Annotated in this window: 19 protein-coding genes; 10 read left to right on the top strand and 9 right to left on the bottom strand. The window is 53.4% G+C overall.

The genetic code is table 11. The annotated features are described in order from the left end of the window. Positions 1 to 43 precede the first annotated feature (43 nt). Together MKX42_RS29000 and MKX42_RS28995 are read right to left on the bottom strand one after the other, a co-directional pair. The gene (locus tag MKX42_RS29000) at positions 44 to 1,660 is read right to left on the bottom strand and encodes a helix-turn-helix domain-containing protein (protein ID WP_340756570.1); all 1,617 of its coding nucleotides are present in this window, start codon (positions 1,658 to 1,660) and stop codon (positions 44 to 46) included. Beyond that, positions 1,647 to 3,452, bottom strand: a complete 1,806-nt coding sequence (locus MKX42_RS28995; RefSeq protein WP_340756569.1) for a cache domain-containing sensor histidine kinase — start codon at positions 3,450 to 3,452, stop codon at positions 1,647 to 1,649. The genes MKX42_RS29000 and MKX42_RS28995 overlap by 14 nt, the downstream gene beginning before the upstream one ends. Positions 3,453 to 3,674: 222 nt before the next feature. Between MKX42_RS28995 and MKX42_RS28990 the strand changes: the two genes are divergently transcribed. The 4 genes from MKX42_RS28990 (at position 3,675) to MKX42_RS28975 (ending at position 9,380) form a co-directional block, all read left to right on the top strand. Further along, positions 3,675 to 5,246, top strand: a complete 1,572-nt coding sequence (locus MKX42_RS28990; RefSeq protein ID WP_340756567.1) for an extracellular solute-binding protein — start codon at positions 3,675 to 3,677, stop codon at positions 5,244 to 5,246. A gap of 77 nt (positions 5,247 to 5,323) precedes the next feature. Further along, positions 5,324 to 6,232, top strand: a complete 909-nt coding sequence (locus tag MKX42_RS28985) for an ABC transporter permease (protein WP_076157105.1) — start codon at positions 5,324 to 5,326, stop codon at positions 6,230 to 6,232. Between the two features lie 24 nt (positions 6,233 to 6,256). After that, entirely contained in the window at positions 6,257 to 7,126 is an 870-nt protein-coding gene (locus MKX42_RS28980) for a carbohydrate ABC transporter permease (protein ID WP_340756565.1), read from the top strand. 49 nt (positions 7,127 to 7,175) lie between these two features. Beyond that, positions 7,176 to 9,380 carry an alginate lyase family protein gene (locus MKX42_RS28975; RefSeq protein ID WP_340757877.1) on the top strand — a complete coding sequence of 735 codons (2,205 nt, stop codon included), beginning with the start codon at positions 7,176 to 7,178 and terminating at the stop codon, positions 9,378 to 9,380. Positions 9,381 to 9,428: 48 nt separating this feature from the next. On the opposite strand, the gene MKX42_RS28970 is transcribed toward MKX42_RS28975, so the two are convergent. From MKX42_RS28970 to MKX42_RS28950, 5 genes are all read right to left on the bottom strand, one after another. Beyond that, positions 9,429 to 10,220, bottom strand: coding sequence for a (2Fe-2S)-binding protein (locus tag MKX42_RS28970; RefSeq protein ID WP_340756563.1), 792 nt, complete (start codon positions 10,218 to 10,220; stop codon positions 9,429 to 9,431). Beyond that, positions 10,217 to 11,218 carry an ABC transporter substrate-binding protein gene (locus MKX42_RS28965; RefSeq protein ID WP_340756561.1) on the bottom strand — a complete coding sequence of 334 codons (1,002 nt, stop codon included), beginning with the start codon at positions 11,216 to 11,218 and terminating at the stop codon, positions 10,217 to 10,219. Before MKX42_RS28965 ends, MKX42_RS28970 begins: the two co-directional genes overlap by 4 nt. 81 nt (positions 11,219 to 11,299) lie before the next feature. After that, on the bottom strand, positions 11,300 to 12,937 hold the full coding sequence (locus MKX42_RS28960) for an ABC transporter substrate-binding protein (RefSeq protein WP_340756559.1): 1,638 nt from the start codon (positions 12,935 to 12,937) through the stop codon (positions 11,300 to 11,302). A 39-nt stretch (positions 12,938 to 12,976) separates the two neighbouring features. Further along, on the bottom strand, positions 12,977 to 14,002 hold the full coding sequence (locus MKX42_RS28955; RefSeq protein ID WP_340756557.1) for a helix-turn-helix transcriptional regulator: 1,026 nt from the start codon (positions 14,000 to 14,002) through the stop codon (positions 12,977 to 12,979). Positions 14,003 to 14,119: 117 nt separating this feature from the next. Continuing rightward, complete coding sequence (locus MKX42_RS28950) at positions 14,120 to 14,896, bottom strand: polysaccharide deacetylase family protein (RefSeq protein ID WP_340756555.1); 777 nt, start codon at positions 14,894 to 14,896, stop codon at positions 14,120 to 14,122. 192 nt (positions 14,897 to 15,088) lie between these two features. Between MKX42_RS28950 and MKX42_RS28945 the strand changes: the two genes are divergently transcribed. Continuing rightward, a complete protein-coding gene (locus MKX42_RS28945) occupies positions 15,089 to 16,498 on the top strand; it encodes a deoxyguanosinetriphosphate triphosphohydrolase family protein (RefSeq protein ID WP_340756554.1) in 1,410 nt (469 codons plus the stop codon). A gap of 201 nt (positions 16,499 to 16,699) precedes the next feature. Further along, the gene (locus MKX42_RS28940; RefSeq protein ID WP_340756552.1) at positions 16,700 to 18,484 is read left to right on the top strand and encodes a methyl-accepting chemotaxis protein; all 1,785 of its coding nucleotides are present in this window, start codon (positions 16,700 to 16,702) and stop codon (positions 18,482 to 18,484) included. 382 nt (positions 18,485 to 18,866) lie between these two features. On the opposite strand, the gene MKX42_RS28935 is transcribed toward MKX42_RS28940, so the two are convergent. Then, entirely contained in the window at positions 18,867 to 19,823 is a 957-nt protein-coding gene (locus MKX42_RS28935) for a D-2-hydroxyacid dehydrogenase (protein ID WP_340756551.1), read from the bottom strand. A gap of 117 nt (positions 19,824 to 19,940) precedes the next feature. Here MKX42_RS28935 and thpR point away from each other — a divergent pair, with 117 nt between their 5' ends. Both thpR and MKX42_RS28925 read left to right on the top strand, forming a co-directional pair. Then, on the top strand, positions 19,941 to 20,519 hold the full coding sequence (gene thpR, locus MKX42_RS28930) for an RNA 2',3'-cyclic phosphodiesterase (protein ID WP_340756549.1): 579 nt from the start codon (positions 19,941 to 19,943) through the stop codon (positions 20,517 to 20,519). Positions 20,520 to 20,602: 83 nt separating this feature from the next. Continuing rightward, positions 20,603 to 21,505 carry a cell wall hydrolase gene (locus tag MKX42_RS28925; protein WP_340756547.1) on the top strand — a complete coding sequence of 301 codons (903 nt, stop codon included), beginning with the start codon at positions 20,603 to 20,605 and terminating at the stop codon, positions 21,503 to 21,505. A gap of 225 nt (positions 21,506 to 21,730) precedes the next feature. Here the strand turns inward: MKX42_RS28925 and MKX42_RS28920 are convergent, their stop codons facing one another. Further along, complete coding sequence (locus MKX42_RS28920) at positions 21,731 to 22,927, bottom strand: MGDG synthase family glycosyltransferase (protein WP_340756545.1); 1,197 nt, start codon at positions 22,925 to 22,927, stop codon at positions 21,731 to 21,733. Positions 22,928 to 23,225: 298 nt separating this feature from the next. Here MKX42_RS28920 and MKX42_RS28915 point away from each other — a divergent pair, with 298 nt between their 5' ends. Then, positions 23,226 to 23,801, top strand: a complete 576-nt coding sequence (locus MKX42_RS28915) for a TetR/AcrR family transcriptional regulator (RefSeq protein WP_209993273.1) — start codon at positions 23,226 to 23,228, stop codon at positions 23,799 to 23,801. A gap of 236 nt (positions 23,802 to 24,037) precedes the next feature. Beyond that, the gene (locus tag MKX42_RS28910; protein ID WP_340756543.1) at positions 24,038 to 26,392 is read left to right on the top strand and encodes a YhgE/Pip domain-containing protein; all 2,355 of its coding nucleotides are present in this window, start codon (positions 24,038 to 24,040) and stop codon (positions 26,390 to 26,392) included. Positions 26,393 to 26,561: the final 169 nt, after the last annotated feature.

The following is a 26,561-nucleotide window of genomic DNA, read 5'->3' as shown; positions in this document are numbered from 1 at the left end:
GCTGAAGAGTATCCATGCTGTTCTCGCGGTTTAGTTCCTGTATCTATATACTTTGTGTCCCCTGCCGGCGGTAATCGGAGGGGGAGACGCCGGTCTCCTTCTTGAAGATCCGGTTGAAGGACCGGTAATTCTCGAACCCGATGGATTCGGAGATTTCGAAGGTCTTGTGGTCGGTGGTGAGCAGCAGCAGCTTGGCCTGTTCGATCCGCAGGCGGGTCAGGTATTGGACAAAGCTCTCACCGACGGCCTTCTTGAACATGGAGCTGAAGTAGGGCACGCTGTAATTGATCGAAGCCGCCAGCTCCTCCAGCTTGTAGGGATAGCTGAGATCTTCGCGCATCTGTTGAATGATACGTGTGATGGAGGCATCGATCTTGCGGCCGCCCTCCTGAAGCTGCTGAAGCTTGCGGAAATAATCGCAGGTGATCTCATGTACGGAGTTGAACGTCTGGCAGAGCTCGATTTGTACACGCAGCTCCGCTTCGAGGTCCGCCCCGCCTTCCGCCCCAATTACGTTATGGCTCATATCCAGGAAGACTCTCAGGTACAGGGACTTGATCTGCTCCGGGTCCCAGGCTTGCTCCATGGCCTGACGGTGCAGGGACTGGCGCTCCTGCTCCAGAGCCGCCGTGCTGAGATGCGGCTCCAGCAGCGCTTTCTTCAGCACCTTGCTCCAGAAGCGGCTCTGCGGCTCGGGAATCCGCTGGAAGCTGGAGAGCTGCCCCCACTCCCCGATACCGATAAGCTCATTGCAGCGGTAAAAGAACGGATACGGGGCCGAGGCCAGCCGCTTCAACGCCTCCGGCCGGTCCTCCAGCCCCTGGTCGAAGCTGCACAGCAGGGCGATGCAGCTCATCCGGAGATTCGCGGCCAGGGACTCCAGCACCTGCTCCAGGAAGCGGGGTCTCTCCGTCTTCAAGCTGTCAGTATACAGAGCTAGGAATCGCCCTTTGTCTAAGGCAATAACCTTATGAGGGCCTATGCTGCCGAGCAGCTCCTTCAGCACGTTCACCCCGGCGAACTGCCATAGCTTCAGCTCCTCCAGCTGGTCGATCGGGAAGCGCAGGGAGTTGCGGTCCAGCTCCACCAGCAGGGTCATGAAGCCCTGGCCGTGAAGCGGAAGCTGCGAGTCCGCAAGACTGCGCAGCCACTTGGCTTCCGCCGCCGGGCTGCGCAGCATTTCCAGGAACAGGCTCTGCTCGATCTCCACTTCGCTCAGGCGAACCTGCTGCTCCAATTGCAGATAATTGTCCCTGGTCTCGACGCGTGAATCCGCCAGAACCGCCAGCTCCTCCATCGTCCGGGTCAACAGGCCCGGATCAGAGAGACAGTCATCCTTAATCAGATAGGAGGCTGCCTTCAGATGAATGGCCTGCTGGGCATAGTGGAAGTCCTGATGGCAGGTCAGGATAATGATCTGCGGCGCACGGACCCCGCTCCGTTCAATCTCGCGCAGCATCTCCAGCCCGTTCATGCCCGGCATTGTAATATCGGTAACAATCAGCTCCGGCTTATGCTTCAGGAACAGCTCCAGCCCGTCCCGGCCATCCTCAGCTTCGCCGACAAGGGTGAACAGGTCAGCGCGCTCTTCAATGAAATGCCGGAAGACCGTTCTTGCCGGAATCTCGTCCTCCACAAGGACAACTCTATAGTGATTCATGATGTTCCTCCTTAATCAGAACGTTCCCGGACGGCAGCAGCATGCGGATGGTCAAGCCTTCGCCCGGAGCGCTGGTGAGCAGGATCTGTGTCTCCGCCCCGAACAGCAGCTTCATGCGCATCCATACATTTTGCAGTCCGATGTTCTCGGCAGACTCCTCCTGCTGGAGATGGAGCTGGAGCTTCCTCAGTTCAGCCTCTTCCAGACCGGTTCCGTCGTCCTCCACTTGTACAATAATATGGCTCCCGCCGGGACTTCTGTATACGCGCACACGGATATGACCTTCCGGTGCCTTGCGCGGGAGAATGCCGTGGAAGACGGAGTTCTCAATCAGCGGCTGCAGACCCAGCTTCGGAATCATCATGCCCCGCAGCGGCTCCTCAATCTCAGTCTCCAGATGAATCTGGCATTTGTAGCGCATATTCAGCAGCCCGACATAATCCGCCAGATAATCCAGCTCCTGCTGGAGCTGCACCGTCTGCTCGAAATTCTCCATCGAATACCGCAGCAAGGCCACCAGCCGTCCCATCAGGGAGTTGATCTTCTCATAATCCTTCATCATGGCGAACATACGGATCGTATTAAGGGTATTGTACATGAAATGGGGATTGATCTGCGATTGCAGCGCCCGGATCTCCAGCTTGCGCTTCAGATCCTCCGAATCATGCAGGTCTGCCAGCAGATCCTGAATGCGGACAGCCATGGTATTGAGCATCCGGCCCAGATCCCCGATCTCATTACTCTCGAAATGGGTGACCCTGGCCTCGAAATTGCCTTTTTTCAGAGCATCGACCTGCCGCTTCACAGCCTGTAGAGGCCGGTAGAGCTGATACCCGAAGCCGACCACACAGAGCGCCCCCAGACAGGCCAGTATCAGCAGAAAATAAGTGACCGTCCGGCGGATAATCTCGGCACTGGCTGTAAGCTCCTTGGACGGAATCTCCGAGAGTACGATCCACTTGTCGTAGGTGGAGGTCTGCTTGACAGAGACAATTGAGGAGCCTGCCGCGAACTGATCGGGGCGCTTCAGCTCCTTCCAGAGCTTCAGAATCTCCTGTACCCGCTGCGTATCCGCCTGCTTCTCCAGCTTGCTGGTCGTGGCAATGGATAGGCCGTCTTCTGTCAGCAGGGAGATGGAGCCCTCGCTCCCAAGCTGAATATTCTCGATCTGCTGCTGGTATTGGCTGTTGTTCATGGAGATCAGCAGCACGCCCTTCAGGTCCTTATATAAGTCGAAGGGAACGCGTGAGATATAATAGGTAGACGAATTAAGGATAGCCAGTTCAGGCATCGAGTGCTTGTCCAGAAAAAGATTCGGCCGTCCCGAAGCCAGATACGCTTCAATCAGCGGCCCGTATGGGGACTCCTCCAGCATGGCTGGGGCTTCCGTAGAGGAGAGGACTTCTCCGGTGACGGCGGAATAGACCTGCAGACCCTCCACATTCCCGATGATGGCGGAGGCGCCGCTGAGCACGGAGATGAGATCCTTTTTGCGGACCACCTCTTCAAAATATTGGGCCGAAGGCGAGACCAACGCGCTCTGAATGGACGAGATCCGCGAGTATTGCTCGCTGAGCTCCCGCAGCCGGGTCATGGTTAATTCAATCCGGTCCACGACCTGATTAACGAGCTGGGCATTAAGGCGGTTCACCTGCTGCTCCACCGTCGTGCTGGATACGCTTACAGAGATGAAGGACAGCACAATCAGCGGAACCACCGAGATGGCGAACATGACCACAATCATCTTAATATAGAAGCTCCGCCGCAAAAAGCTGAAAAAGGGTGAATTCATAGAGTCACATCCGTTAAGGGTTTTGGACTTCGGATACCGGGCAGGCTATCCTAAACAGATTATAGTACATTGGCGGACATGGAGATACCTGCGGCCCGGCAAATCTTAAAAATGGTGACACTTTGGCTGGAATCCGGCATGTTCTTAAGCTCCGGCGTCTTCTATAATCCAAAGTGTAAGGACGATGTAAACGCAACCAATACAAGCAAATGGGGGATGACAATGAGTTACAAGAGAAAGCTTGTACCGCTTATGGCTACAGCGGCGTTAGCCTTAACTACACTGGCGGGCTGCGGCGGAGATAAAAATTCAGCGGCAGGCAGCACAGCGGCACCGGAAGGCGGCGCACCAAGCGGCGCGGCTAGCAAGCCAGCCAGCATCAAGGCCATGACGATTCTGTTCGGCAATCCGCCGGAGATGACGAACAACAAGGCACTGGAGGATCTGGAGAAGCGCGGCAATGTAGACCTGAACGTAACCTTCGTACCATCCGAAGCCTATACGGATAAGCTCTCAGTAGCAGTATCCGCCGGAGATTCCTATGACCTGCTGCTGATGGACGGCGGGAAGGACGATAAATTCAACAACCTGGTGAAGATGGGCGCTTTTCATGACCTGACACCTTACCTTACGAAGACCAAGAATATCAGCCAGATTGATGAGGTGGTCTGGAACGGTGCCAAGATCGACGGCAAATCCTACGGGATTCCCCGGCCGCGCGGTCTGTACGGCGGAGGCGAAGCCAATATCCTGATCCGCAAGGACTGGCTGGATAAATATAATCTGCCGGTTCCGAAGAGCATGGATGAGCTGACGAATGCGCTTGCGGTGTTCAAGGAGAAGGACCCGGCGGGCGGCGGCAAAACCATTCCGTTCACGATCTACGGTTCAGACGGTGTGAACAGCCCCGGGCCGTTCTCGGGTGTCCTCCCGCTCCAGTATGCCTTTGGCATTCCTAATGTGTGGAAGCTGGACGGCGACAACGTGGTCCGTGATTTCCAGACGCCTGAATACAAGGCATTCCTGGAGTGGCTGAGAGATTCGTGGAGCAAGGGACTGATCGACAAGGATGCGCCGGTACTGAAGAACCAGGGGCAGGCGCGGAGTAAGTTCCTGGCCGGTACAGCAGGTGCTTTTGTCGGGAATGTCAGTGATATTGTGGAGACCAACGTAGAGAAGCTGAAGCAGACGGACCCGAAGGCCGAAATCGCGATTGTCGATGTGCTTGAAGGCGCGAACGGACAGAAGGGCGCTTCTGTACTCTCCGGGTACTATGGACTGTGGGCGGTTCCAAGCTCCGTGCCGGAGGATAAGGTGCAGCAGATTGTAGACTTCCTGGATTTCACGGCCTCCGAAGAGAATGTAGCATTCTCCAAAGCGGGAGTCACCGGCATCCATTCCAGCGATTTCAAGAATGGGGTTGCGGTGCAGACCGAGGAGCAGAAGAAGCAGTATGAGCTGGATAAGCCGAATAATTTCATCCTGGAGAACCGCGCAGATCCATATGTATACGCCAACTCCAAGGAGCCGGACATCCTGGCGCTGCAAAAGGCGACTCTAGATACGATCAGCAAGATCGGCGTGGAGAATCCGTTCCTCAGCTACAACTCACAGTACGCCAGCAAGAATCCGGACAGCTATAAGAAAATGAGTGCGGTCATGACGAAGTATGTGCTGGGCGAGGGAGCCTGGGAGGATGTGCAGAAGGAAATTGATGCCTGGACTGAGGGTCCGGGGGTGCAGATCACCAAGGAACTGCTGGACCAGTATAAAGCAGAGCATTCCACGAAGTAATACAACACAATACACAGAGGCAAAGGAGGGGGGCTTTTCCCTCTCCACTTGCCCAATCGGATAAGGAGGTTTAGCCCGTGCAGAGAGCTTTACGCCCCAAACGGTTTCATCAGCTATGGCCCTTTTATTTACTGGCAGCACCGGGTATTCTCTACTTTCTCACCTTTCATTATATCCCGATGACAGGACTCATTCTGGCCTTCAAGGAATACAGCCCGTTCAAGGGCATGATGGACAGTCCCTGGGTGGGGCTGGATAATTTCAGACAGTTTTTCGGAACCTCCGATTTCTATATGTTGCTGAAAAATACGCTGCTGATCAGTCTGCTGAATCTGATCATTTATTTTCCTTTCACTATCTTTCTCTCGCTGCTTCTGAATGAAGTGCGGCTCAAGGTGTTCAAGCGTGTCTCGCAGACCATCGTGTATCTGCCCCATTTTCTCTCCTGGGTCGTGATTTACGGGATTACGATTTCCTTCTTCGGGCCTTCGGGGGTCATTAACCATTACCTCGGCCAGTGGTTCGACGGCAGTGCAAATTTCCTGGTAAGCAACGAATGGTTCCGGCCGCTAGTTATCTTCCAGTCCATCTGGAAGGATGCGGGCTGGGGTACGATTATCTTCCTGGCGGCACTGGCGGGGATTAACCCTGAGCAGTATGAAGCAGCCAAGGTGGATGGAGCAAGCCGCCTGCAGAGCATCTGGCATATCACGCTCCCCGGCATCAAGGGTACGATTGTGATTCTGCTGCTGCTCCGTCTGGGCTCCTCTATGGACTCCAACTTCATGCAGATCTTCCTGATGACCAATAGCCTTAACCTGGATGTCTCCAATGTCTTCGATCTGTTCGTCTACCATGTCGGTCTGGAGCAATTCAATTACAGCTTCGCGATTACCGTAGGCATGTTCAAATCCGTTGCCAGTCTGATCCTGGTCCTCGGGGCCAATTATGCGGCGAAGCTGCTGGGTGAGGAAGGCATATTCTAGAACTAGAACAGGAGTGGAGAGGTTATGAAGCTTAAGGCAACCTGGTTTGATACCATTATTGTAGTCATCATTTGCTTAATCAGCTTGCTGGTTATTCTGCCTTTTCTGTATATTATTGCGGTCTCGTTCAGTCCGCCGGGAGATTCGATGGCCGGGAATTTCTTCATCTGGCCCAAGCACTGGACACTGGACGCCTACAGCTATCTGCTGAATGCGAATACGTTCCTGACCTCCGTCAAGAACTCTGTAATTATCACGGCGATGGGCACGGTGCTCAGCCTGTTTGTCTCCATTACACTGGCCTATGCCCTGTCGAAGAAATTTCTGCCCGGCCGCCGGATCATGCTGCTGGTTATTTTCTTCACGATGATCTTTCACGGGGGCATGATTCCGAACTATCTGGTCGTCAAAAATCTGGGTCTGATCGATTCTTACTGGGCGGTAGTGCTTCCGGCAGCCTCCAGTGCCTTCAATATTATGGTCATCCGCTCCTTCTTCCAGAGCCTGCCCGAGAGTCTGGACGAAGCAGCCAGAATTGACGGGGCCGGGGAATTCAGAATTCTCTACTCGATCGTGCTGCCGCTGTCCAAACCGATTATCGCCACCTTCACCCTGTTCTTCATGGTGCAGTTCTGGAATGAGTTCTTCTCGGCGGTCATCTATCTGAATGATACCTCGCGCTGGCCGATTCAACCGCTCCTGCGGCAGATGGTGGCAATCAGCGCCTCCAATATCTCGGCAGAGGCAGCGGTAGATGCTTCGCTTGCGGCCAACCTTGGACCCAATGTCCAGAATGCGGCCATTCTGCTGGCGATGCTGCCTATAGTCATGGTGTACCCGTTCCTGCAAAAGTATTTTGCCAAGGGTGCCATGCTTGGTTCAATTAAGGAATAGACTTTAGGCGGAGAGATCCGCGAATATAAAGGTGATGATAGAATTGACTATGGGATATAAAGATCTACGGGACAATCCCGCATACACGAAGCCGCAGCTGACTGCCGGGGAATTCTTAAGCACGAGGCTGGACTTGACCAGACCGGAGCTTGCCGGTGTAGCTGCTAAGCTGGACATAGGGGATGTCCCCCGTGCAAGGGATGCTTACTTAGAGGTCATTGCAGCGGGTAACAACGGGAGATATTACTTTGAGGTGAAGGATGTTCCCAAGCTTCGGGCGTACGCCGCCAGCCATTACAGCGGGGAGGAAGAGGCACAGCAGGATATTGCCGAGGCGGACCGGATTGTGGAGGGGGATATTCCCCTGTTCAAAGGGAAAAGAGTGCTCTTCCGGCACGGAAGCTATGACTGGAACAGCTGGCTGTTCGACAGCTCGCAGTATCAGCTGCATCTGACCCGGTTCGTCTACGTGAAGCGACTGTCCAGAGCCTATGCGCTGACCGGGGATGACAGATACGCCAGATGCTTCAATGATATGATCAGCCATTTCATTGACGATAACCCTATGCCGGTGGATGGTACGTTCCGGGCGGAGCATTCGACCTGGGACCCCCTCTCGGCCGGTGTACGGATGTTCATGCTGCCGGAAGCCTTCATTACCTTCTTCGGCTCCCCGGCCTTCGAGCCTGAGGTGAAGCTGAAGCTGATTCAGTCCTTCCAGCAGCACGGGGAGTACGTCCGTAAATACCATGCCAGCGGCGGGAATCATGTCTGCATGCAGCTCCGGGGGCTGACTCAGACGGCGCTGCTTCTGCCGGAGCTGAAGGATTCCGCCGGATGGCTGGAATACGCCGGGCGTAAGCTGCCGGGATACATCCTTGAGAACGTCTACCCCGACGGGGTACAGTTCGAGGGCAGCCCGAATTACCACCTGATCGTCATGCGTGAGCTGTATGAACTGGTGGTTCTGTATCAGAAGCTCGGCATCGATGACGGAGAATACCGGGAGACGCTGGAGAAAATGTATGTCGTCACGATGCATCTGCTGGCACCGGACGGGCAACTGGTCAAGTTCGGCGATACCGATGTTCAGGTGCTCAGCGAGCTGCGAAATGTCATGAGCCTGGGTGCTTACCTGTACCAGCGGGGGGACTTCAAGGCATTGGGCCATGAGCGGCTGCCGTTCTCCCTGCTGTGGAGAGTGGGGCCGGAGGCGGCGGTGGAGTATGATCAGCTGAAGGCCGTAGAGCCTGCGGAGACGGCAGCCTGCTTCCCGGCAGGCGGTTATGTGACCTCGCGCCAGGGCTGGAGCCCTAACGATATGTATATGGCGATGCGGGCAGGTGTTGGGATCGGCGGGCATGCGCATTCCGATGCGCTCAGTCTGGTGCTCTACGCCGGAGGACGCGAGCTGCTGGCGGATTCGGGTATGGGCTTGTTTGAGTGGAACAAGGAACGTAAATATACAGTCTCAACCCGTGCCCATAACACTGTGGTTGTCGACGGGCAGGACCAGCATGTCCGCAGCTTCCACTGGAATACACCGCCTACGGCGAGCTGCAGAATCTGGGACACCCAGTTCAATGAAGCATATGACTACACCTTTGCAAGCCAGTACGGATATACCCGGTACGAAGATCCGGTGGTTCACTCCCGCAAGGTGCTGTTCATCAAGAACAGCTATTGGCTGATCGTGGATCTGTTCCAAGCCAAAGGGCAGCACCGCTATGAGCAGTACTTCCACCTGCCGCCGGGTGCAGCGGCCTACGATTCTCTCAGCGGGGATGTTGTCTCCCAACTTAAGGGGACTAATCTGCTGCTGAAGCCGCTGCCCTCCGGGCTGGCGGAGGACCGGCTGACGCTGGAGCAGGGCCTGATCTTCAAGCAGGGCCACTATCACGAGAGTCCGGTCATGAAGCGTTCCCTTACCCTAACCGGCAGTGCAGCCATCGTCAACCTGGCGGTTCCGTTCGGGGCAGCGAAGCCGCAGATGCATGCAGAACGGCTCCCGGTAAGGCAGCATGGGGAACTACTCTCCGTGCAGGAGGCTACCGCACTGCGTATCGTGATGGAGGACCGGATGGATGACATTTGCCTCTACCATAAGAGTATCGATGTCAGATGCTATCTCGATCATACCGGCAATATTATCTCCGAGGCGCTGCTGCCCCGCAAGACGGAGCCGGAAGGCATTGCGTTTGCCGGAGGCAGCTATAACCGGGATGTTATTGTCAATCGTAGTCCCAAAGAATAGCAGAGCAGAAATGAGCAACGCCCATCCTGAACCGGGGATGGGCGTTGCTCAGGTATCCAATATACGCCATCGCTCTTCCGGTGATAGCTTGGGGCAAGTGCTGCAATACTCTCCGGCATCAGGCCCGATTCTGATCCGGTGGGCCAGGCAGCAATGCCTGCGCAGATAGAATGAACGGCCACGCAGCTTCGGATGCTCATACCGCCGGAACCGCATGGATACTTCATCCGGCTTCTCCGGCTGAAGCAGGGTATTATAATCCTGGCTGATGATCCGGCCCCGATCCTCAGAGTCCCAGATTCCCCTATCCGTATGCAGCTGTCCATACAGGTTATGCAAATTATGCGCAATCAGCGACCACATGACTTTCTCCTTGGCTCCCGTATACTCTGATACAGCCTGGAGCACCTGCCGTAAATGTGCCAGCAGGTGCTCCATATAATCGGAAAGGCAGGCTTGGCGTACTTCCGAAGGATTAACAGGCAATTTGTCCGTGGCTGTCGTCTCCGCTTCATAATGCATCATTCCTGCATCCGTTAGCTTGAACCGTAAAGCGCCGGGCAGCAGAGAGAGCGGGGTATCGAAGAGAGTGATGGAGGCGGCCAGTCCCATGATCAACACCGAGTACCTTTTGGCAAACAAAGTTCCGACCACAATTCCTCCAGGCTCCCCAAGCTGGAGTGATTGCTGCCTGATAATTAACGGAAGCTTTGCTTCGTCCAATAGATCTTCTGTACTGTATGGAAAAGAATTATTCCTGTCCTCTGCGACAGTCACGGCAAAATGCTGCTGCATGAAATCTTGTATCCACTGGCTGCTAAAAGGTATAACCTCACTCATTGCTCTAGCCATGCCATGATTTCATCAATAATTTCACCCCGGCCGATCACTCCCCAGCCCTTAAAGAGCCAGAAGGAATCGGTCTCATGAACCTTTCCTCCCTGTACGGCAGGGATGTTCTTCCAGAGTGCGCTGGCCTGCATGTTGTCCAGGAAATCGCGGGCATTGGAATCCACCTCAAGGACGATAAAGTCTGCTCCCAGCCCTGGTATTTTCTCCAAAGATAGATCTGCTCTCTGCTCTGACGGTGTAAGTGCGGCGGGTTCAAATCCGAGATCCTGGTAAAGGAGTGCATTGGTTGGATGACCTTGTTGTGCGTACACCTGGAGCGTCTTCTCACGTACACGGAGGTAGGCAAGTTTTTTGTTGTCCAGCGCTTTGATTTTCTCACTGGCCTGGACCGTTTTCTGTTCCAGTTCAGCAATTTTTTCCTTCGCCAGGTCCGTCTTGTCATACATCTCCGCAATGGTTAGCAGATCCTTGGTCCAAAAGGAAGTATCGTCGCCATAATCAAGCCATTCATTTCCAAGAACAAGGGTAGGGGCGATTTTGTTCAGTTGCTCATACTTATTCTCGGCCGTCCGGCTCTCAATAAGAATCACATCCGGATCAAGCAAGGTAATGGCCTCAAGGTTGGGATTATCCGCCGAACCTACAGTTTGTACCCCCTGCAGCTTGTCAGCCATATAGGGAAGATACTCTCCTCCGTACCGGACCTCGGTGTTCACACCGGAGGGCTTCTCTCCGATAGTCAACAGGTGATCTATGTACTCTGCCGAGAGAACAACGATTTTTTCGATTTTGGCCGGAATCACAGCTTCTCCCTTAAGGTGGGTAATCGTGCGTGTGCCCGGTTCTGCAGCCGCCTGATCCCTGGTTTGGGAAGCGGCGGGACTCTGCTCTCCGGAGGCCGGTTGTCCCGCTGTATTGCTGCAAGCGGCCAGTACCAGCAGCAGAACGGCAAGGAGCATGACCTGGATGGATTTCATTCGATTCATTTATTTCTCGTCTCCTTTATGTAATAGATAATAATAATCATTATCATTATGATAGGAGAACGATACATATTTTTCAATGGATTATAACCCTGTGTTGGCATGGATCATTCTATCGTCCCGCCTGCCAATCCGGGATGCAACATACGACATGGCCCACTTTCTGCCTGAGGGTCCGAGTGTTTTGAACAACAGATCTCCGGCATCGAATACCCGGGAGTGCTTCACTGCATCCAGTGAAGACCATTCTCTGGACGAGAGCAGTGCTTCCAGTCGTTGTCTCGATTCCAAGGTAGGGTCCGCAGCCAAAAAGATGGTTCCCGGGTTATACCGGGGAAGCTCATGAATCTCGAAATCCACTGCTCCTGTCTGCTCAGGGGTTGAGAGGGGCGGGCGTAGTCCAAGATCTTGGTATAGCAGAGTTCCTGTCTGATTGGAGGCACCGTACAGGCGGTAGAATTCAGAGCTGACTCTGATAAAAGAAACCGTGGGCAGTACATTCTGTGCTTCCAGCCGTGATCTAAGGAGGCGCTTCTGCTCTGCGTAGCGGTTCATCCAGTCGTCAGCCTGCTGCTCTTTGCCCAGAATACGGGACAACCGGGACAACTGCTGCTCCACATTATCGGTATGCTCAAGGACAACCGTGGGTGCGATGGACTCCAGCAACTCGCCTGGTAACAGGCGGTCGCTCCCAATAATCAGATCAGGCCTCACCCGTGCCAGCTCCTCGTAATTCAACCGGGAACCGTTCAGGCGGACTATGTCTTGCTCCAGTATACCGGAGTGGGGGAGGCTGTGATTTCTTGACACCCGCTCCCGGTAAGACAGCGCAGCCACTGGCGTTAGTCCAAGTGTCATCAGGTAATCATCCAGACCATAGTAGAGAACAGCAATACGGATATGATTATTTTTGAGGTAGCTGGCCGGTGCCACGCCTTCCGATTTTTTGAACACCCGGCTAAAATAATGCTCGTCCTTATAGCCCACTTCCTTGGCGATCTGCTTGACCCGTTCAGAAGAGAAGAGCAGTTGCTTGGCCTTTTTTATCCGCTCCTCCATTAAATAAGTCATAGGAGTCTTTTCTGTAAGCTGCTTGAACGCTCTGATAAAATGATTGGTGCTTAAGCCTGCCATTAGAGCCAGTTGCCCAACTTTAAGCTCTTGGTTGTAGTTATTCTTCATGTAGGCAAGCACAATGTCCATCCCTACAGCCTTGTCCTGCACAATACGAATACTGGGTTGAAGCAGCAACGCGAGCAGCCGCTGCAGCCGGTATTTGGCGTGCATGATATCCTCCGGGTCACGTGTACGGTGAAAGGAGGTCATTTGGCGGGTGATCTCTGCAGCCTGTGGATGGCCGGAAGCTTCAAGCTTCCCGCTAACTGGAAATTCCGGAGGGTGGAGCTTCTGGTGCCTGTGATCCTTACGAAGCTGGATACAGGAGAAGAAAATGATCATATAACGCAGGGGTTCTGTCGTCAGCGCTTTGCCTTCCACCGAAGTTTCGGGTAACAACAAAAAGAAGTCTCCTTTATTCGCCGTGAGCAGCCGCCCATTTAGGATAAACTGCCCTTTACCTTCTGTAACATAACACAAGGCATGGTGGTGAAGGATTCTTCGGGGCAAAGACTCCCCCTCTGCAAATCTTCCGTAATAGCTGTGAACGCTTGAAAAAAATAAGCGCTCCAGCCTGAATGCTGTCTGCGGTATTGTGGATATCATGCGTACCTCCTCGTTCGGCCGGAACAATAGCAGATTCTTTCAAGTCTCGTAAATAATATCCCCCGTCGCGCTCAGGTCATAGCTGTGAATCGAGCTTAGCTCACTGCGGAACGCCTCCGAGCGAAGGATATCCAGAATCGCGTTAATCCAGGCTTCATTCTCCGGCTTCTTCACCATGACCAGATCGTAACGCTCACGGATCAGGGGAATGAAGTCGATGCCGTCAATGATTTTGGCGGCTTTCTCGGTGCCGATGCCCACATCCGCCCCGCCTCTCGCCACCAGGCTGGCTACTGCCAGATGACTGTTCTCTTCATTAGTGTATCCGTTCAAGCCGGATGACGGAATTCCATGCAGGCGCAGCTGTTCATCCAGCAGCACCCGCGCGCCGGAGCCGCGCTCACGGTTGATCAGCGTCACTCCGTCCTGCCGCAGGTCCCCCCAGCTGCGGATGCCCAGCGGATTGCCCTTCTGCACATAGAAGCCTGCGCTGCGAGTAAGCAGATGCACCACTATATAGGAGAAGCCTACGAGCAGCTTGCGGATATAAGGCAGGTTATATTCACCGCTGTCACCGTCCAGCAGGTGGGTGCTTACAATATCTGATTCGCCCTGATACATGGCAATGAGGCTGTCCAGACTGCCAGCATAGGAACGGAGCGGGCGGGTGGACGGCAGGGTCCGCTCCAGATGGGTCGCCAGAATATCAAGCGACATATCCTGCCCGGTAATGACTACATTTACACCGCTGCTCTTCATGCTGTGCGGCGGCGGCGAGGCGAAGGCCTGATAAGGCGCGGCGAACGGGAGGCCCGTCTGCTGCGCTGGCTGGGCCTGCGGCAGTGCAGCTTCGGTCAGCCCGCCTCCGGGCAACAGATTCGCATAGGCCCCGCTGTTGCGGGAATTCTGCTTGTATTTCTCCAGATCGGAGAGATCAACGCGCATTTGCTTGCCGACACGGTAAGAGGGCAGCTCGCCCTTTTTAATGAGATCATAGACCTTGAGCTTGGAGATTTTGAGCAGCCGGGCGATTTCCTCGGTTGTATAGGAAGTATTCTCGGTCATGTATTGTACCCTCCTGGGGGATGGACTGCGGCAGATTCACAAATAGCCATATTAGGATAGCCTTATTATGCTCAAGACTACCTTATTTTGTGAACCTGTGCAATCCGGGGAAGGCCCTTAATAGGTCATGTGCCGGTCCGTCTTCGCCTGCTGCACATCAGATAAGGCAATCAGCTCCGAGACGGTCACGAACCGGAAGCCCTGCTTCTTCAGCTCAGGCAGAATAATCTTCAGCGCTTCCTTCGTCTGCGACGGCCCGTGGACATGGTCGTGGAACAGGACAATATCGCCGCTCTTGGCATTGCGGATCACCCGGCTTGAGATGTTCCAGACGCCGGGGCGGTTCCAGTCTCGGGTGTCCTGATGCCAGGACCACAGTACGGGCTTAAGGCCCATGTTGTTGGATACATCGATCAGGGTCTCGTCATACATTCCGCCCGGCGGTCTGAACAGGCTGCTGTGTCTGCCGGATATCTTCATAATTTCCTGCTCCGTCAGCGCGAGTTCCTCCTGAATCTGCTTCCCGGAGATCGGCCTTTTGAAATAGACATGGTTATAGGTATGGTTCGCCAGCTCATGTCCTTCATTAATCACACGTCTGGCGACATCGGGATATGCGGCGATCCGCTTGCCAATCGCAAAAAACGTGCATTTCGCTTGATACTCATGCAGCACCTCCAGAATGCTGTCCGTCTCCAGGGGGTCCGGGCCGTCATCGAAGGTCAGCGCAATCACCTTCTGGCTGGTGCGCACTTCCCAGATCATATCGCCGCGCTCCTCATAGTAGTAGCGGTTTTTTGCCTTGTTCGGACTGCCCAGGGCCAGATCGGAAGGGCAATGCATCAGCGCCAGCGCTGCAAGAACTGCGGCGGTCATTCGGGTGACTGTTCTCATGGCTCTCAGATTCACTCCACACTTGTTTTTATAAGCGTTTCCTGCTGCTTAAGTCTTAGAATGCTCTATCCCCCTTGGATGCTATGCATTTATAGCAGCCCGCGGGGCGATTTGTATTTTAGAGTGAAAGTTCCGGCGGAAATGACTTATAATAAGTTACTAAATACAGATCAAGGAATAGGAGCAGCGGAGATGACACTGATTGAACAAAGAGAGCATAGACAATATCCCGAAATCACGAAGCTGGAGACCTCCAGAGCCGCATATGAACGCGACTATTCTCGTCTGATCCATTCGCCGACCTTCCGGCGGCTGCAGGGCAAATCACAGGTGTTCGGAGCCGGAACCGGGGATTACTACCGGACGCGCCTGACCCACTCGCTGGAGGTGGCGCAGATTGCCCGGGAAGCGGCCAAGAGTCTGCTGCGTTCTTACCCGGAAGTAGAGACCGGAGCCGCGGAGAATCCGGGTCTGGTCATTGATCCCGAGGTAGTCGAATGTGCGGCAATTGCCCATGACTTCGGACATCCCCCGTTCGGGCATAAGGGAGAAGAGGTACTGGACAGCCTACTGGAGAAGCTGGTTACCCGCAAGACGGTGGAGGCGGTAGCTAAGTCCGGCGCAGGACCCGTTCAGCAGCAGACGATTCATGAGAGCATGAAGCGCAAATATGAGCATTTTGAAGGGAACGCCCACAACTTCCGCCTGATTATGTTCCTGGAGAAGCGCGAGAATATCGACGGCCTGAACCTCTCGGATGCGGTGCTGCTGGGGATTAACAAATATCCTTTTCCCGGAACGGTGCTGAAGAAGGGAATGTATCTGCACGAATGGGAGTATATCCACGAGATCCGCACCCAGTGGGGAATTCCGGCAGGCAAAAAGACGCTGGAAGCACAGCTGATGGACCTGTGTGACGATATTGCTTATTCGGCGCATGATCTGGAGGACGGCATCAAGGCCGGTAAGATTGAGGTACATGAGCATTTCCTGCAAGACGACTATATTCAGCGGCTGATTGTCGAGAAGATCACCACGCTAGAGGATACCTTCTGGTCCGGCTGGAACAAGTCCGCGATCCGTTTCAAGGTGGAGGAGGTACTGAATTCCTTCCTTCGGGTCTGGAAAGAGAAGATGCCTACCTGTGAGAATGACTATTCCCGCACCCGGCGCGAAGTCAAAGCCTATTGGGTCAGTACCTTCGTCGCCAGCCTCGGCGTGATCGGGGACGGGGACTGGAAGAAGGTTACCTTCATTAAGGAAGGCAAGGAGGATGAGGACATGCTGCGGACCGTCAGTGTGCTCAAAAGCTTCGCCTGGGTAACGATGATCCGCGATTTGCGCGTACAGCGCCTCCAGAAACGGAGCGAGTGGATACTGCGGCGGCTGTGGGAGGCATTCCTTGATCCCGAGACATCCCGGAGTATTATCCCTTCGGACTGGCTGCAGCGGTTCGAGAAGGACCAGAAGTCAGCCAGACCGATTTGGACTTGGGAGCATATGGTGACGGATTATATTGCCGGAATGACCGACGCCTTTGCCGAGAAAATCTACAATGAGCTGTACGGGCTGAAGGTCGGTTCGATATACGATCTGGATTAGACCTATATAGTAGCAACTTTACCTGTCCGCCGCCCCGGCTGGCAGGTAAAACCTTACATCGAGAGAAACATGTTAATTTTTGACCGTCTGCTGCCGACATAGTACATATAACCTATTTTTTTTTGCTTTTTTTATGAAAATAAATGTAATTAGATGGAAAATGGTGGAACATCCAGAATAATTTCAAGGGGGCACACAGGTGTGGGGATAGGTCAGCGACTGAAGGATTGGTTAGGAAAAGGGAGGAATGAAGCGGGCAAGAAGCAGCAGGCGAAGCTGTCCAGCGGCAGAAAAAGCATCGGCTTCAAGATCGCTTCCGGTTATGCGGCTCTGGCTGTATTCGTTCTGATCAGCGGCGGGGTATCGCTCTATCAAATGAACGGTATGCAGAAGAACACCGGGAAAGTCATTAATCACATCATTCCCGAGCTGAACAAAATTCACAATGTCAACTATCTGACAGAGCATGTTATGGCACTCAGCCTGCAGCATATCCTGAGCACTGACAGCGCGGACAAAAACGCCCTTGCGGAAGAGCGGTCCAAATTCATCGGCAAAGTAGCGGATACTTTTAAGGAATATAAAGCCAATCTGAAAGGGGAGCAGGAGCTGAAGCAATTACAGTCGCTCGTCGGAAAATGGGGCGAGTTCCTGACCGTCAACAATCAGGCGATTCTGCTCAGCAGCTCCAATGACGAGAAATTGGCCCTCGAGGTATCAGAGAAGGGGATTGACGCTTTTAATTCCATGCAGGTGGATCTGGATGCACTGGTAGCGCACAGCCAGAAGGATGCTGAGAATGAGGGTGAAATATCTACAAGTATTTTCAATACCGCCGGGAGAATGAATATTGCGACTGTGTTGATTGTCCTTGTAGTTATCGGTTTGGTTAATATGGTGATCCGCAGAACGATCATCAATCCGCTGAAGAGGGTAACTTCGCAGCTGCAGCAGATCTCAAGCGGGGATCTGACGGCGGAAGAGACGCTGATCCGCAACAAGGACGAGATTGGCCTGCTGGCCAAGACGGTGAATGAAACGAACCGCACGCTGCTGGAAATGGTCAGCCGGATCAGAGATGTATCAAGGATCATTGGGGAGCAGGGCGATGTGTTAATGCATACCATTGCCGATACGAAGGAAGGCAGCAGCCAGATCGCACTGACGATGGAAGAGCTGGCCACAGCGTCCGGAAGCCAGGCCGAAGCAGCGGTGGATGCCTCCAAGGCGGTGGAGGAGCTAAATACGTTAATTGAGAATTTTGCCGGCAGAGGTACGGATCTCTCCAATCATTCAGAGCAGGTACGGCAAAAGGGTGAAAAGGGCCGGGCGCTCATGGAAAGCTCCGTGGCGCAGATGAACGAGATTGCCGATGCTGTCTCGCAGTCTATGGACACCGTAGAAGAGCTGAACCGCAAGAATGAAGGAATCTTCCATCTGGTGGGGGCCATCCGAAGCATCTCAGAGCAGACTCATCTGCTGGCGATCAATGCCGCTATTGAAGCCGCACGGGCCGGTGACAGCGGACGCGGCTTCGCTGTTGTCGCACAGGAAGTACGGAAGCTGTCAGAGGATGTGCAGCAGACGGTCTCGGAGATTACAGAGATTACACAGGGAATCCAGCTTGACTCCAGAACCATGGTAGAGCAGCTGCGCGGCGGGGTAGCCAAGACGGAGCAAGGCAGCCGGCAGATTGTCGAGACCGGTGATGCCCTGGCTGAGATCAACGGCTCGGTCCGCATGATGGCGGTGACAATCGACGAGATGGGCCAGGACCTGCAGCAAATGACCGGTGCCAGCGAGACCATGAACGAGTTCAGCCAGCATATCTCGGCACTCTCCCAGCAATCGGCGGCAGGTGTCGAGGAGACCTCCGCTTCTGCGCATGAGCAGCTCAGCTCAACCACCGCTGTGGCTAACGGCATCGCGGAGCTGAAGCTGCTGCTTACGGAGCTCCGGGAGTCGGTGACCCGCTTTAAGGTGTGAGGGGGATAGATTGGACTAAAAGCTTCTCAATGGCGATGCCGCCCGTAACTGCGGTGATATTTGGACTTACGGCCGCTGTTGTTCCCGGATTTCTTGGATTGAACCGCAGTAGCGGTTGAAATCCGGGAACAAAGGCGGACGCTGCCGCTCCTACAGTTCCAAATATCCCCTCCGTTACTCTCATCTAATTGTGGTTACTTCAAGTTCAATCTATTTAGTGATGGAAGTATAACAAGAGCCTCTGCTTAGTTCAGCAGAGGCTCTTTATTATGCGTAAATTCGTGAATTAGTGAATTACTGAATGAACTGAATTGCTGAAATTAGTTAAAAGAGTTTAACGAGCTGAGCATGTATGCGACATGTGGGTGATGCTGATGGCCCCCTAATACTGGCGGCTATAATCCACCAAATTGCGCGAAGGCTTACCGGTATCCAGGTAGGCCTTCATGTTCTCCACGAAGATATCGACTACCCGGCCGGCATAGCGGTCGGTTACCCCGGCACAGTGAGGGGTGATGATGACCTGCTCCATGTCCCATAGCGGGTGGTCCTCCGGCAGCGGCTCGTTCTCGAAGACATCAAGGCCCGCTCCGGCCAGCTGCCCGCTATTCAGTGCAGCGATCAGGTCGTCCGTATGAGTGGTCACGCCGCGGCCAATATTAATATAGTATGCTCCCCGCTTGCAGGCAGAGAAGATTTCAGCATTGAACAGTCCGCGGGTTTCGTCGGTGAGCGGCAGCGTGTTAACCACGAAGTCCGCTTCGCGGACGGAGTCCTTCAGTTCCCCGGTGGTGAAGATCTGGTCAAAGTTCTCCACCGGCCGGCCGGAGCGGCTGACACCGATTGTCTTCATCCGGAAGGCCTGGGCGATTCTGGCGGTCTCGCTGCCGATCGCTCCAGTTCCGGCGATGACGATCGTCTTGCCGGTCAGCTCACTCTCCTGCCCGTCCGAGTGCCAGCGGCGGTTCTGCTGGTTACGGATGGCCGTGTGCATGTTACGTGTGAACATCAGCATGAAGCTGAGGATGACGGCAGTAATCGGTTCCGCATGCACGCCGCTGGCATTCGTCAGTTGAATTTCGCGTTCCTTCAGGGCTTCCAGCGGAAGCTTCTCTACCCCGGCGGACCAGGCTTGTACCCAGCGGAGCGGTGAGCCCTGTCGCAGCACGGTGTCCCGGATGCCTTTGCCCCAGCCGATAATAATCTCTGCGCCGGAGAGCAGCTCCAGATCAGGGTTCCTGGAATCTCCCAGGGTAAGGGTGTACTCTGGTGCAGCGGCGCGGATCTGCTCCTGCTGAGCAGAGGATAGCTGCTGCATACAAACGATGGATTTAGTCATGATGGTTCCCTCCTGTTCTACATTTCAGTAGAGAAATGGACGATAAGTATAGATAAGCATAACAAATCTGTTTGGAAAGGTGAAATTCGCATGAGCCATTTGGACCCGGAGCAAGAAGTGGAGCGCCTGTTCGTTGCCGTGCCGCTGCCTGATACGCTGCTTGAATATCTGAAGAATGAGTCTGCCCATGTGTCCTCCGGACTTAAATTTGCGAGATGGACACATTTTAAAGATTTCCATATTACGCTTCAATTTCTTGGAGATACTGCCAGGGAATATATCCCATCTCTCTATGAGGCATTATGGAAGGTTGCGCGCTCAAGTAAAGGCTTTCAATTGAAGCTCGGTGAATGGGGCACCTTCGGTCTTCCAGACTCGCCAAGAGTGCTCTGGGCGGGGGTTTCCGGCGAATTGGAGCCGCTGAAGGAGCTGCAGCAAAAGGTGGTTTCAGCGACACTTCCCTTAGGGTATACTCCAGAGATGCGAACGTACAATCCCCATTTGACTGTGGCCCGCAAATATCGCGGAGAAGATCCGTTTACGCTGGAGCGGCTGGAAAATTTAAGAATGGAGAAGCATCCTTCGGACCAATTACTTCCAGACATAGGCTGGACGGTAGATGCTTTTGTGGTGTATGCTACCAGGATGCATGCCATTCCTATGTATGAAATGACTGAAAAATTTACATTTTTCTAAATACAAAATCGACAAGAAAGTTTTCAAAGCTTCCATTTTCGGTTACATACAATAGGAATGTGCCGTAAAATAGGAGGTAAAACATGTTGATTTTCAAACAGAGCCGCTATATTGCGCTGCTGGTTGGTGTAATCCTAGTGTCTTTCTCAGCGATAAGTTTGATGAACCCCGAAGGAACTGCTGCTACCGGGGAGAATGTAATAGAAATGGGTAAGCTGAAGTCTGCAAGCTATCAACCGGTAGAGCAGCTTATTCCGCAAGCCGCATCCGTCCTGCACAGGACAAGCCATTCAGCCGAAAATAGTACACCCATGCTCTACACCACAGCTGCCAAGCCGGTCCATACCTGGACCCGTACGGTGAGTGCAGGATGGTTAAGTCCCGAGAAGCTGCAGCACAAGAGTGCGGATAAGCCTGCTTCCATTATGACTAAGCCTAAGGTAACTGTGGTGAAAGCATCGCCGCCAGTGGCGCAAGCGCTGAGGATCGCGGCAACGGGGACGAAGAGTGTGAAACCAAGCAAGGCTGTAACTCAGCAACATCCCCCCGCAACATTGTTCTTCTCCCGGACCAAGCTACTACCCAAGGAGCAGCAAGCTGAAGCTACCTGGAGCTACGCCGTATCCGGAGAAGACCTGCATCTGCTGCAAAAAATCGTCATGGCAGAGGCAGAAGGCGAACCGTACAAGGGCAAGGTGGCAGTTGCCAACGTTGTTCTAAACCGGCTGCGGTCAGCCAATTTTCCCGACACTATCAGAGAAGTTATCTATCAGAAAAGGCAGTTCAGTCCTGTGGCTAACGGGCGTCTTAAACGCGTGAAGCCCAATGCGGACAGTATTAAGGCTGTGAACGCAGCGCTTATGGGGGTCAAAGAAGTTACGGATGACACCTATTTTTTCCTGTCGCTGACCCTGGCACAGGATCTGACCGTGCATCATTCACGGACACTCGCCAAGACCATTGGCAATCATACCTTTTATAAATAAAAGACCCGCTAGACTTCAGACGCTATACGTCTATTCTAAAATATAAGAATTTATATGTTGCACACGACAAATTATCGTTCTATTTCTCGCTGAAACAGTACCGTCCTGAAAAGGATGGCAAAGCCGTTTCCACTTGTTACGGCCATATGTAATGCAAAGAAGAACCTCCAACCCGCAGGATCTATGGGCTGGAGGTTCTTTGCGTTAGGGAATCAGGATAAAGGCTTAGGGTGTGACATAGACGGCTTCTTCGTTCCGGACCTTGGGCGGAGGGGCGCTCCACGCCTCGGAGAAGACGGTTTCCGCAGCTGGCTTGCCCAGCATCTTAAGAATGGTGGCGGCGCAGTGCTGCGGCTGCTGGAGGTCCGGAGAGCTTTTGCGCTTCTGCGGTCCTCCGAATCCGGCATATTCGCTTAGGAGCATGGAGAACCATTTGTCCACGACGCCTGGATTAAGCATCTCGGCCAGCCCCAGCTCGACGAAATACTGGCTGTTCTTCTCTTCCTGGCCGGGGATGGCGTTATAGAATAGCATCGGAATACCTTTGGCCTGGCCTTCGGTGCAGGTCATTCCGCCAGGCTTGGTGATCAGCAGATCCGAGGCATCCATCAGCTTGTTGATCTCACTGCTGTACCCGAGAATCCTTACGTTGGGATGGTTCAGCAGGGGGTTGGCCTTCATTTTGGCTATAGCCTTGTCGTTGCTGCCCATACAGAAGATAAGCTGGATGTCATTGATCCGGGCAGTGAGCGAGTTCATAATATCCTTGCCGAACATCAGGCCCCAGCCGCCGCCCATAATCAGCGCAGTCGGGATGTCGGCGAGCCCGAGCTCTTTGCGCAGCTTAGTCTTGCCTTGGGACTCCCAGAATTTCGGATGCACGGGAATCCCGGTCACCGTCACCAGATCGGAGGGTACGCCGCGTCCCGTAAGAATGGATTTGACCCTTGAAGTCGATACCAGATATCGGTTGGCTTCCGCATTCACCCAGCTGCCGTGGGCATCATAATCTGTAATCAGCGTATAGAACGGCACATCAAGACCCTGGCGCTTCAGTCTGGAGATGACCGCAGCAGGAATCGGATGTGTGCAGATAATCAGATCCGGCCGCAGCTGCTCAATGACCTGAGAGGCATGGGTATAAAAAATCCGGTGAAGGGCCAGCTTGGTCAACCGGTTCAGTGATTTATGATATTGGGTCTTATACATCATGCCGACCAGCTTCGGCTGGCTGCTGACAGTTTTGCGGTAAGCGGAAAGAATCCAAGGAGCGACCGTAGGATTCAGGAATTTTCCGAGCTCGAAGACCCGGCACTGAACATCAGGGTTCAGCAGTCGTATTCCTTCAGCCAGAGCATAGGCTGCCCCTGTATGGCCCGTGCCGAAGCCTTCCGAAAACAGCAGTACTCTTTTCTTTCGCATAAGTTCACCTGCAACTTTCCTTTATAGGTAGGTTTATTAGATAGCTTCATAAGTCTGTCTGCGGTTACTCGTGTACATGCTTCTCCTAATATTATACTAGGGATTTTGCTTCTTTTCTCACATTATACAAATAAGACGTAAATAGAAAGTTAAAACACTGCAATAAAATAAAAAAAATTAGCAAAAGTATTGCAAAGACATAGGCAAAGTGATAAAGTTGGTCTTGACCGAGTGACCGGATTAGTAAATTGGTCAGAACGGGAGTTATAGACGATCCTTCAGGAAAGGGAGTGTATGAATGGCTGTGGTAGATCGAAGGCAGCAGGTGCTTCAGGCGGCGACGAAGTCTTTTTCATTATTCGGGTATAAGGCAACAACGATGGACCAGGTCGCCAAGATTGCCAATGTCGGCAAAGGGACGATTTACACCTTTTTTACGAACAAGGAACAGTTATTTGATGAAATCCTGCGTGATGTTATCCTCGAGATGAAAATGATCGCTGAGCGGGAGATTAGGCGTGATAAGCCGTTTTTTGATAATCTGCACCGTGTGCTGGATGCCCTGCTGGAATTTCGAAGCGAACATGAGCTATTCATCAAGCTGTCCCAGGAGAGTCTGGACTTCGGAACGCCGCAGGCTGGTGAAGGACTCGACAAGATCGAGAGTGTGGTGCTTGAATATCTGGAACGGGAGGTGGAGCAGGCCATTCGTCAAGGGGAAATCAAACCCTGCGATCCCCAGATTGTGTCGGTGGTAATGTTCAGGTTATATATCGCGCTTACTGCTGAACTGAGCAAGGTACATGTGCCGTTGACCAAAGAACAGATCAAGCATTATTTTCATCTGTTTTTGGCAGAGGGGCTGTCACAGTAGAAGTTAAGTTAAGTCCGGTATAGGGATGGCGTCTCGCATTGCTGCGCTTTCCCTGATTGGGATTGATGGGATGAGGCGGATGGTACTGAACAGGATAAACCCATTTTTTTTGCCTTTGATTGACCGAATGGGGAAAACAGTCATTTGGTGTTACTGTAACATTCACGAAACTATCATTTCAAAGCAAGTCCACGTATTTTCAAGAGAGAGCATATGATCATAAGGAGAGAACCAGAATGAAATCTTTATCCGTGTTTATGAAGGATCTTGGCGCGGTATTCAAGAATCCCAAGATGCGTATTTCCATGTTCGCCATTCTATTTATTCCTGTTCTGTACAGCGGATTGTTCCTGAAGGCATTCTGGGACCCTTACGGTAAAATGAACGAGCTTCCGGTAGCGGTTGTCAACCAGGATAAGGGTGCTGATTATGAAGGCACCAAGCTTACCGCCGGAGCAGATCTGGTCACGGAGCTGAAGAAGACGGACGGGTTCAAGTGGAATTTCGTCAGCCGGGAGCAGGCGGAAGCCGGACTTGAAGATAATACCTATTATATGGCGATTGTGGTTCCGGAAGACTTCTCGGCTAAGGCAACTACACTGCTGGATGCAGATCCGCAGCCGGCCAAGATCATCTACGAGCCGAATGAAGGCTACAACTTCCTGGCAGGCCAGATTGGCGGCACGGCAGTGAAGGATATTAAGAGCAAGGTATCCGCCAAGATTACGGAAGCTTATACCAGTTCTGTATTTGATAAAATCACCAAAATCGCAAACGGTCTGGGCGAAGCCGGAGACGGTGCAACCAAGATTGCAGACGGCGCCACCAAGCTGGATGATGGCGCTCTGAAGCTGAAGGACAATCTGGTTGTCCTGACCGAAGGCACCGGCAAGCTGCTGGATGGTGTAGCGCCGCTTACCCAGGGCGTGAGTGATCTCAATAACGGAGCAGCCGCACTCAAAACCGGCACCAGCACGCTGGCCGGAGGTCTGCAGCAGTTATCCGCAGCGCATAAGCAGCTGCAGGATGGTGTGACGCAGTCGGCAGCGGGCAGCAAGCAGCTGAATGCCGGGCTGCAGAAGACGGCAGCCGGAGCGGCTTCGCTGCAGGCCGGAACACAGTCGGCTGTAACCGGCACCGAGAAGCTGCAGACAGGTACGAAGGCTGTGGTGGACGGCAGCGCGAAGCTAGCGGCCGGATTAAGCTCCTCCGCCGAGGGAAGTGCGAAGCTTGAAGCCGGACTTACGGCTTCGAAGGACGGCAGTGCCAAGACAGCAGCCGGAGCCAAGGCTGTAGCTGACGGTCTGCAGACGCTGGCGAAGTCGAATCCTCAGCTGGCAGCAAGCCCTGAGGTGCAGAAGCTGCTGGCGGCAAGCGCAGCAGTAGCTGCGGGCACGGCGCAGCTGGACCAGGGCCAACAGCAGCTCCTGAACGGAGCTGCAGCCTTGAACAGCGGCCAGGAGCAGCTGCTGCAGGGAGCAAATCAGCTGCACAGCGGTTCACAGCAGCTGGATGCAGGTGTAGGCCAGCTGCATGATGGAGCGCAGAAGCTCTACGCAGGCAGTTCGCAACTGCTGGATGGCCAGAATCAGCTGGCAGCCGGAGCAGCCGCACTGGAGAACGGCGGCGCGAAGCTGACCGCAGGCATGAAGCAGTTCGGCGCGAAGCTGGACGAAGCTGCAGCGGGCGGCGTGAAGCTGGCAGACGGCGGCAAAGCGCTGGAAGCCGGCACCGCGAAGCTGCTGGCTGGAGCAGGCAAGCTTGGTAGCGGCCTTAGCTCGGTAGCCGATGGCTCGAAGAAGCTGAGTGACGGAGCAGGGCAGCTGAAGGATGGCCTCGATGAGCTGAAGACAGGCTCCGGTGAGCTGGCAAGCAAGCTGGGCGATGCGGCTTCACAGACCAAATCGGTGAACAAGACCGATGGGCTGGTATCGATGTTCGCCCAGCCGGTAAAGATCGAAGAAGTGAAGGTTAACAAGGTGCCTAACTACGGTACAGGATTTGCTCCTTACTTCCTGTCCCTCGGATTATTCGTAGGTGCTCTGATCTGTACGATTGTTATCCCTATGCGTGATTCCGAAGTCATTGGAGCCAGCCGATTCAACCGGTTCATGAGCCGTACCCTTACGTTCTCCATGATGAGTGTGCTTCAGGCTCTGCTGGCTGTCCTGATTGTATTGTATGGTCTGGGACTTGAAGTACAGAATGTACCCTTGTTCTACGCCTTCTCGTTCATTACCAGCCTGGCCTTCATGTGGATGATTCAAGCGATTGTTACTTGGATGGATCAGCCTGGCCGCTTCGTAGTCATTCTGATTCTGATCTTCCAGTTGACTACAAGCGCAGGAACCTTCCCGCTGGAGCTGATTCCTAACTGGATGAAGTTCTTCAATCCGCTGCTGCCGATGACTTACAGTGTCAAAGGCTTCAAGGCAGTGATTTCTACTGGGGACTTCGGCTCCATGTGGGCTGATGCAGGAACACTTGGTGCTTATGGAATAATATTCCTGGCTTTAACCTTCACCTACTTCATGACCCGTGACCGCGGCAATGAAGCTGTGCTGAAAAGTGAACAAGTTTTGACTGTATAAAGCAGCAATATTCTTTGTGAATCATACGAACCAAAAGCGCCCTCTTAGAGGGCGCTTTTGGTTTATTCATAAATATAAATAGCTAAAGGAAGTGCCGTTTTCTGTGCAGAAAAATGATTGAAACGCTTTCAGTGCATAAGCGCTTATTCGTCATTTATGCATAATTATA

Source organism: Paenibacillus sp. FSL R7-0204, from assembly GCF_038002225.1.
Classification (GTDB): Bacteria; Bacillota; Bacilli; order Paenibacillales; family Paenibacillaceae; genus Paenibacillus_AQ.
The sequence above is the reverse complement of the archived record's forward strand: the minus strand, read 5'-3'. Positions and strand labels throughout refer to the sequence as shown.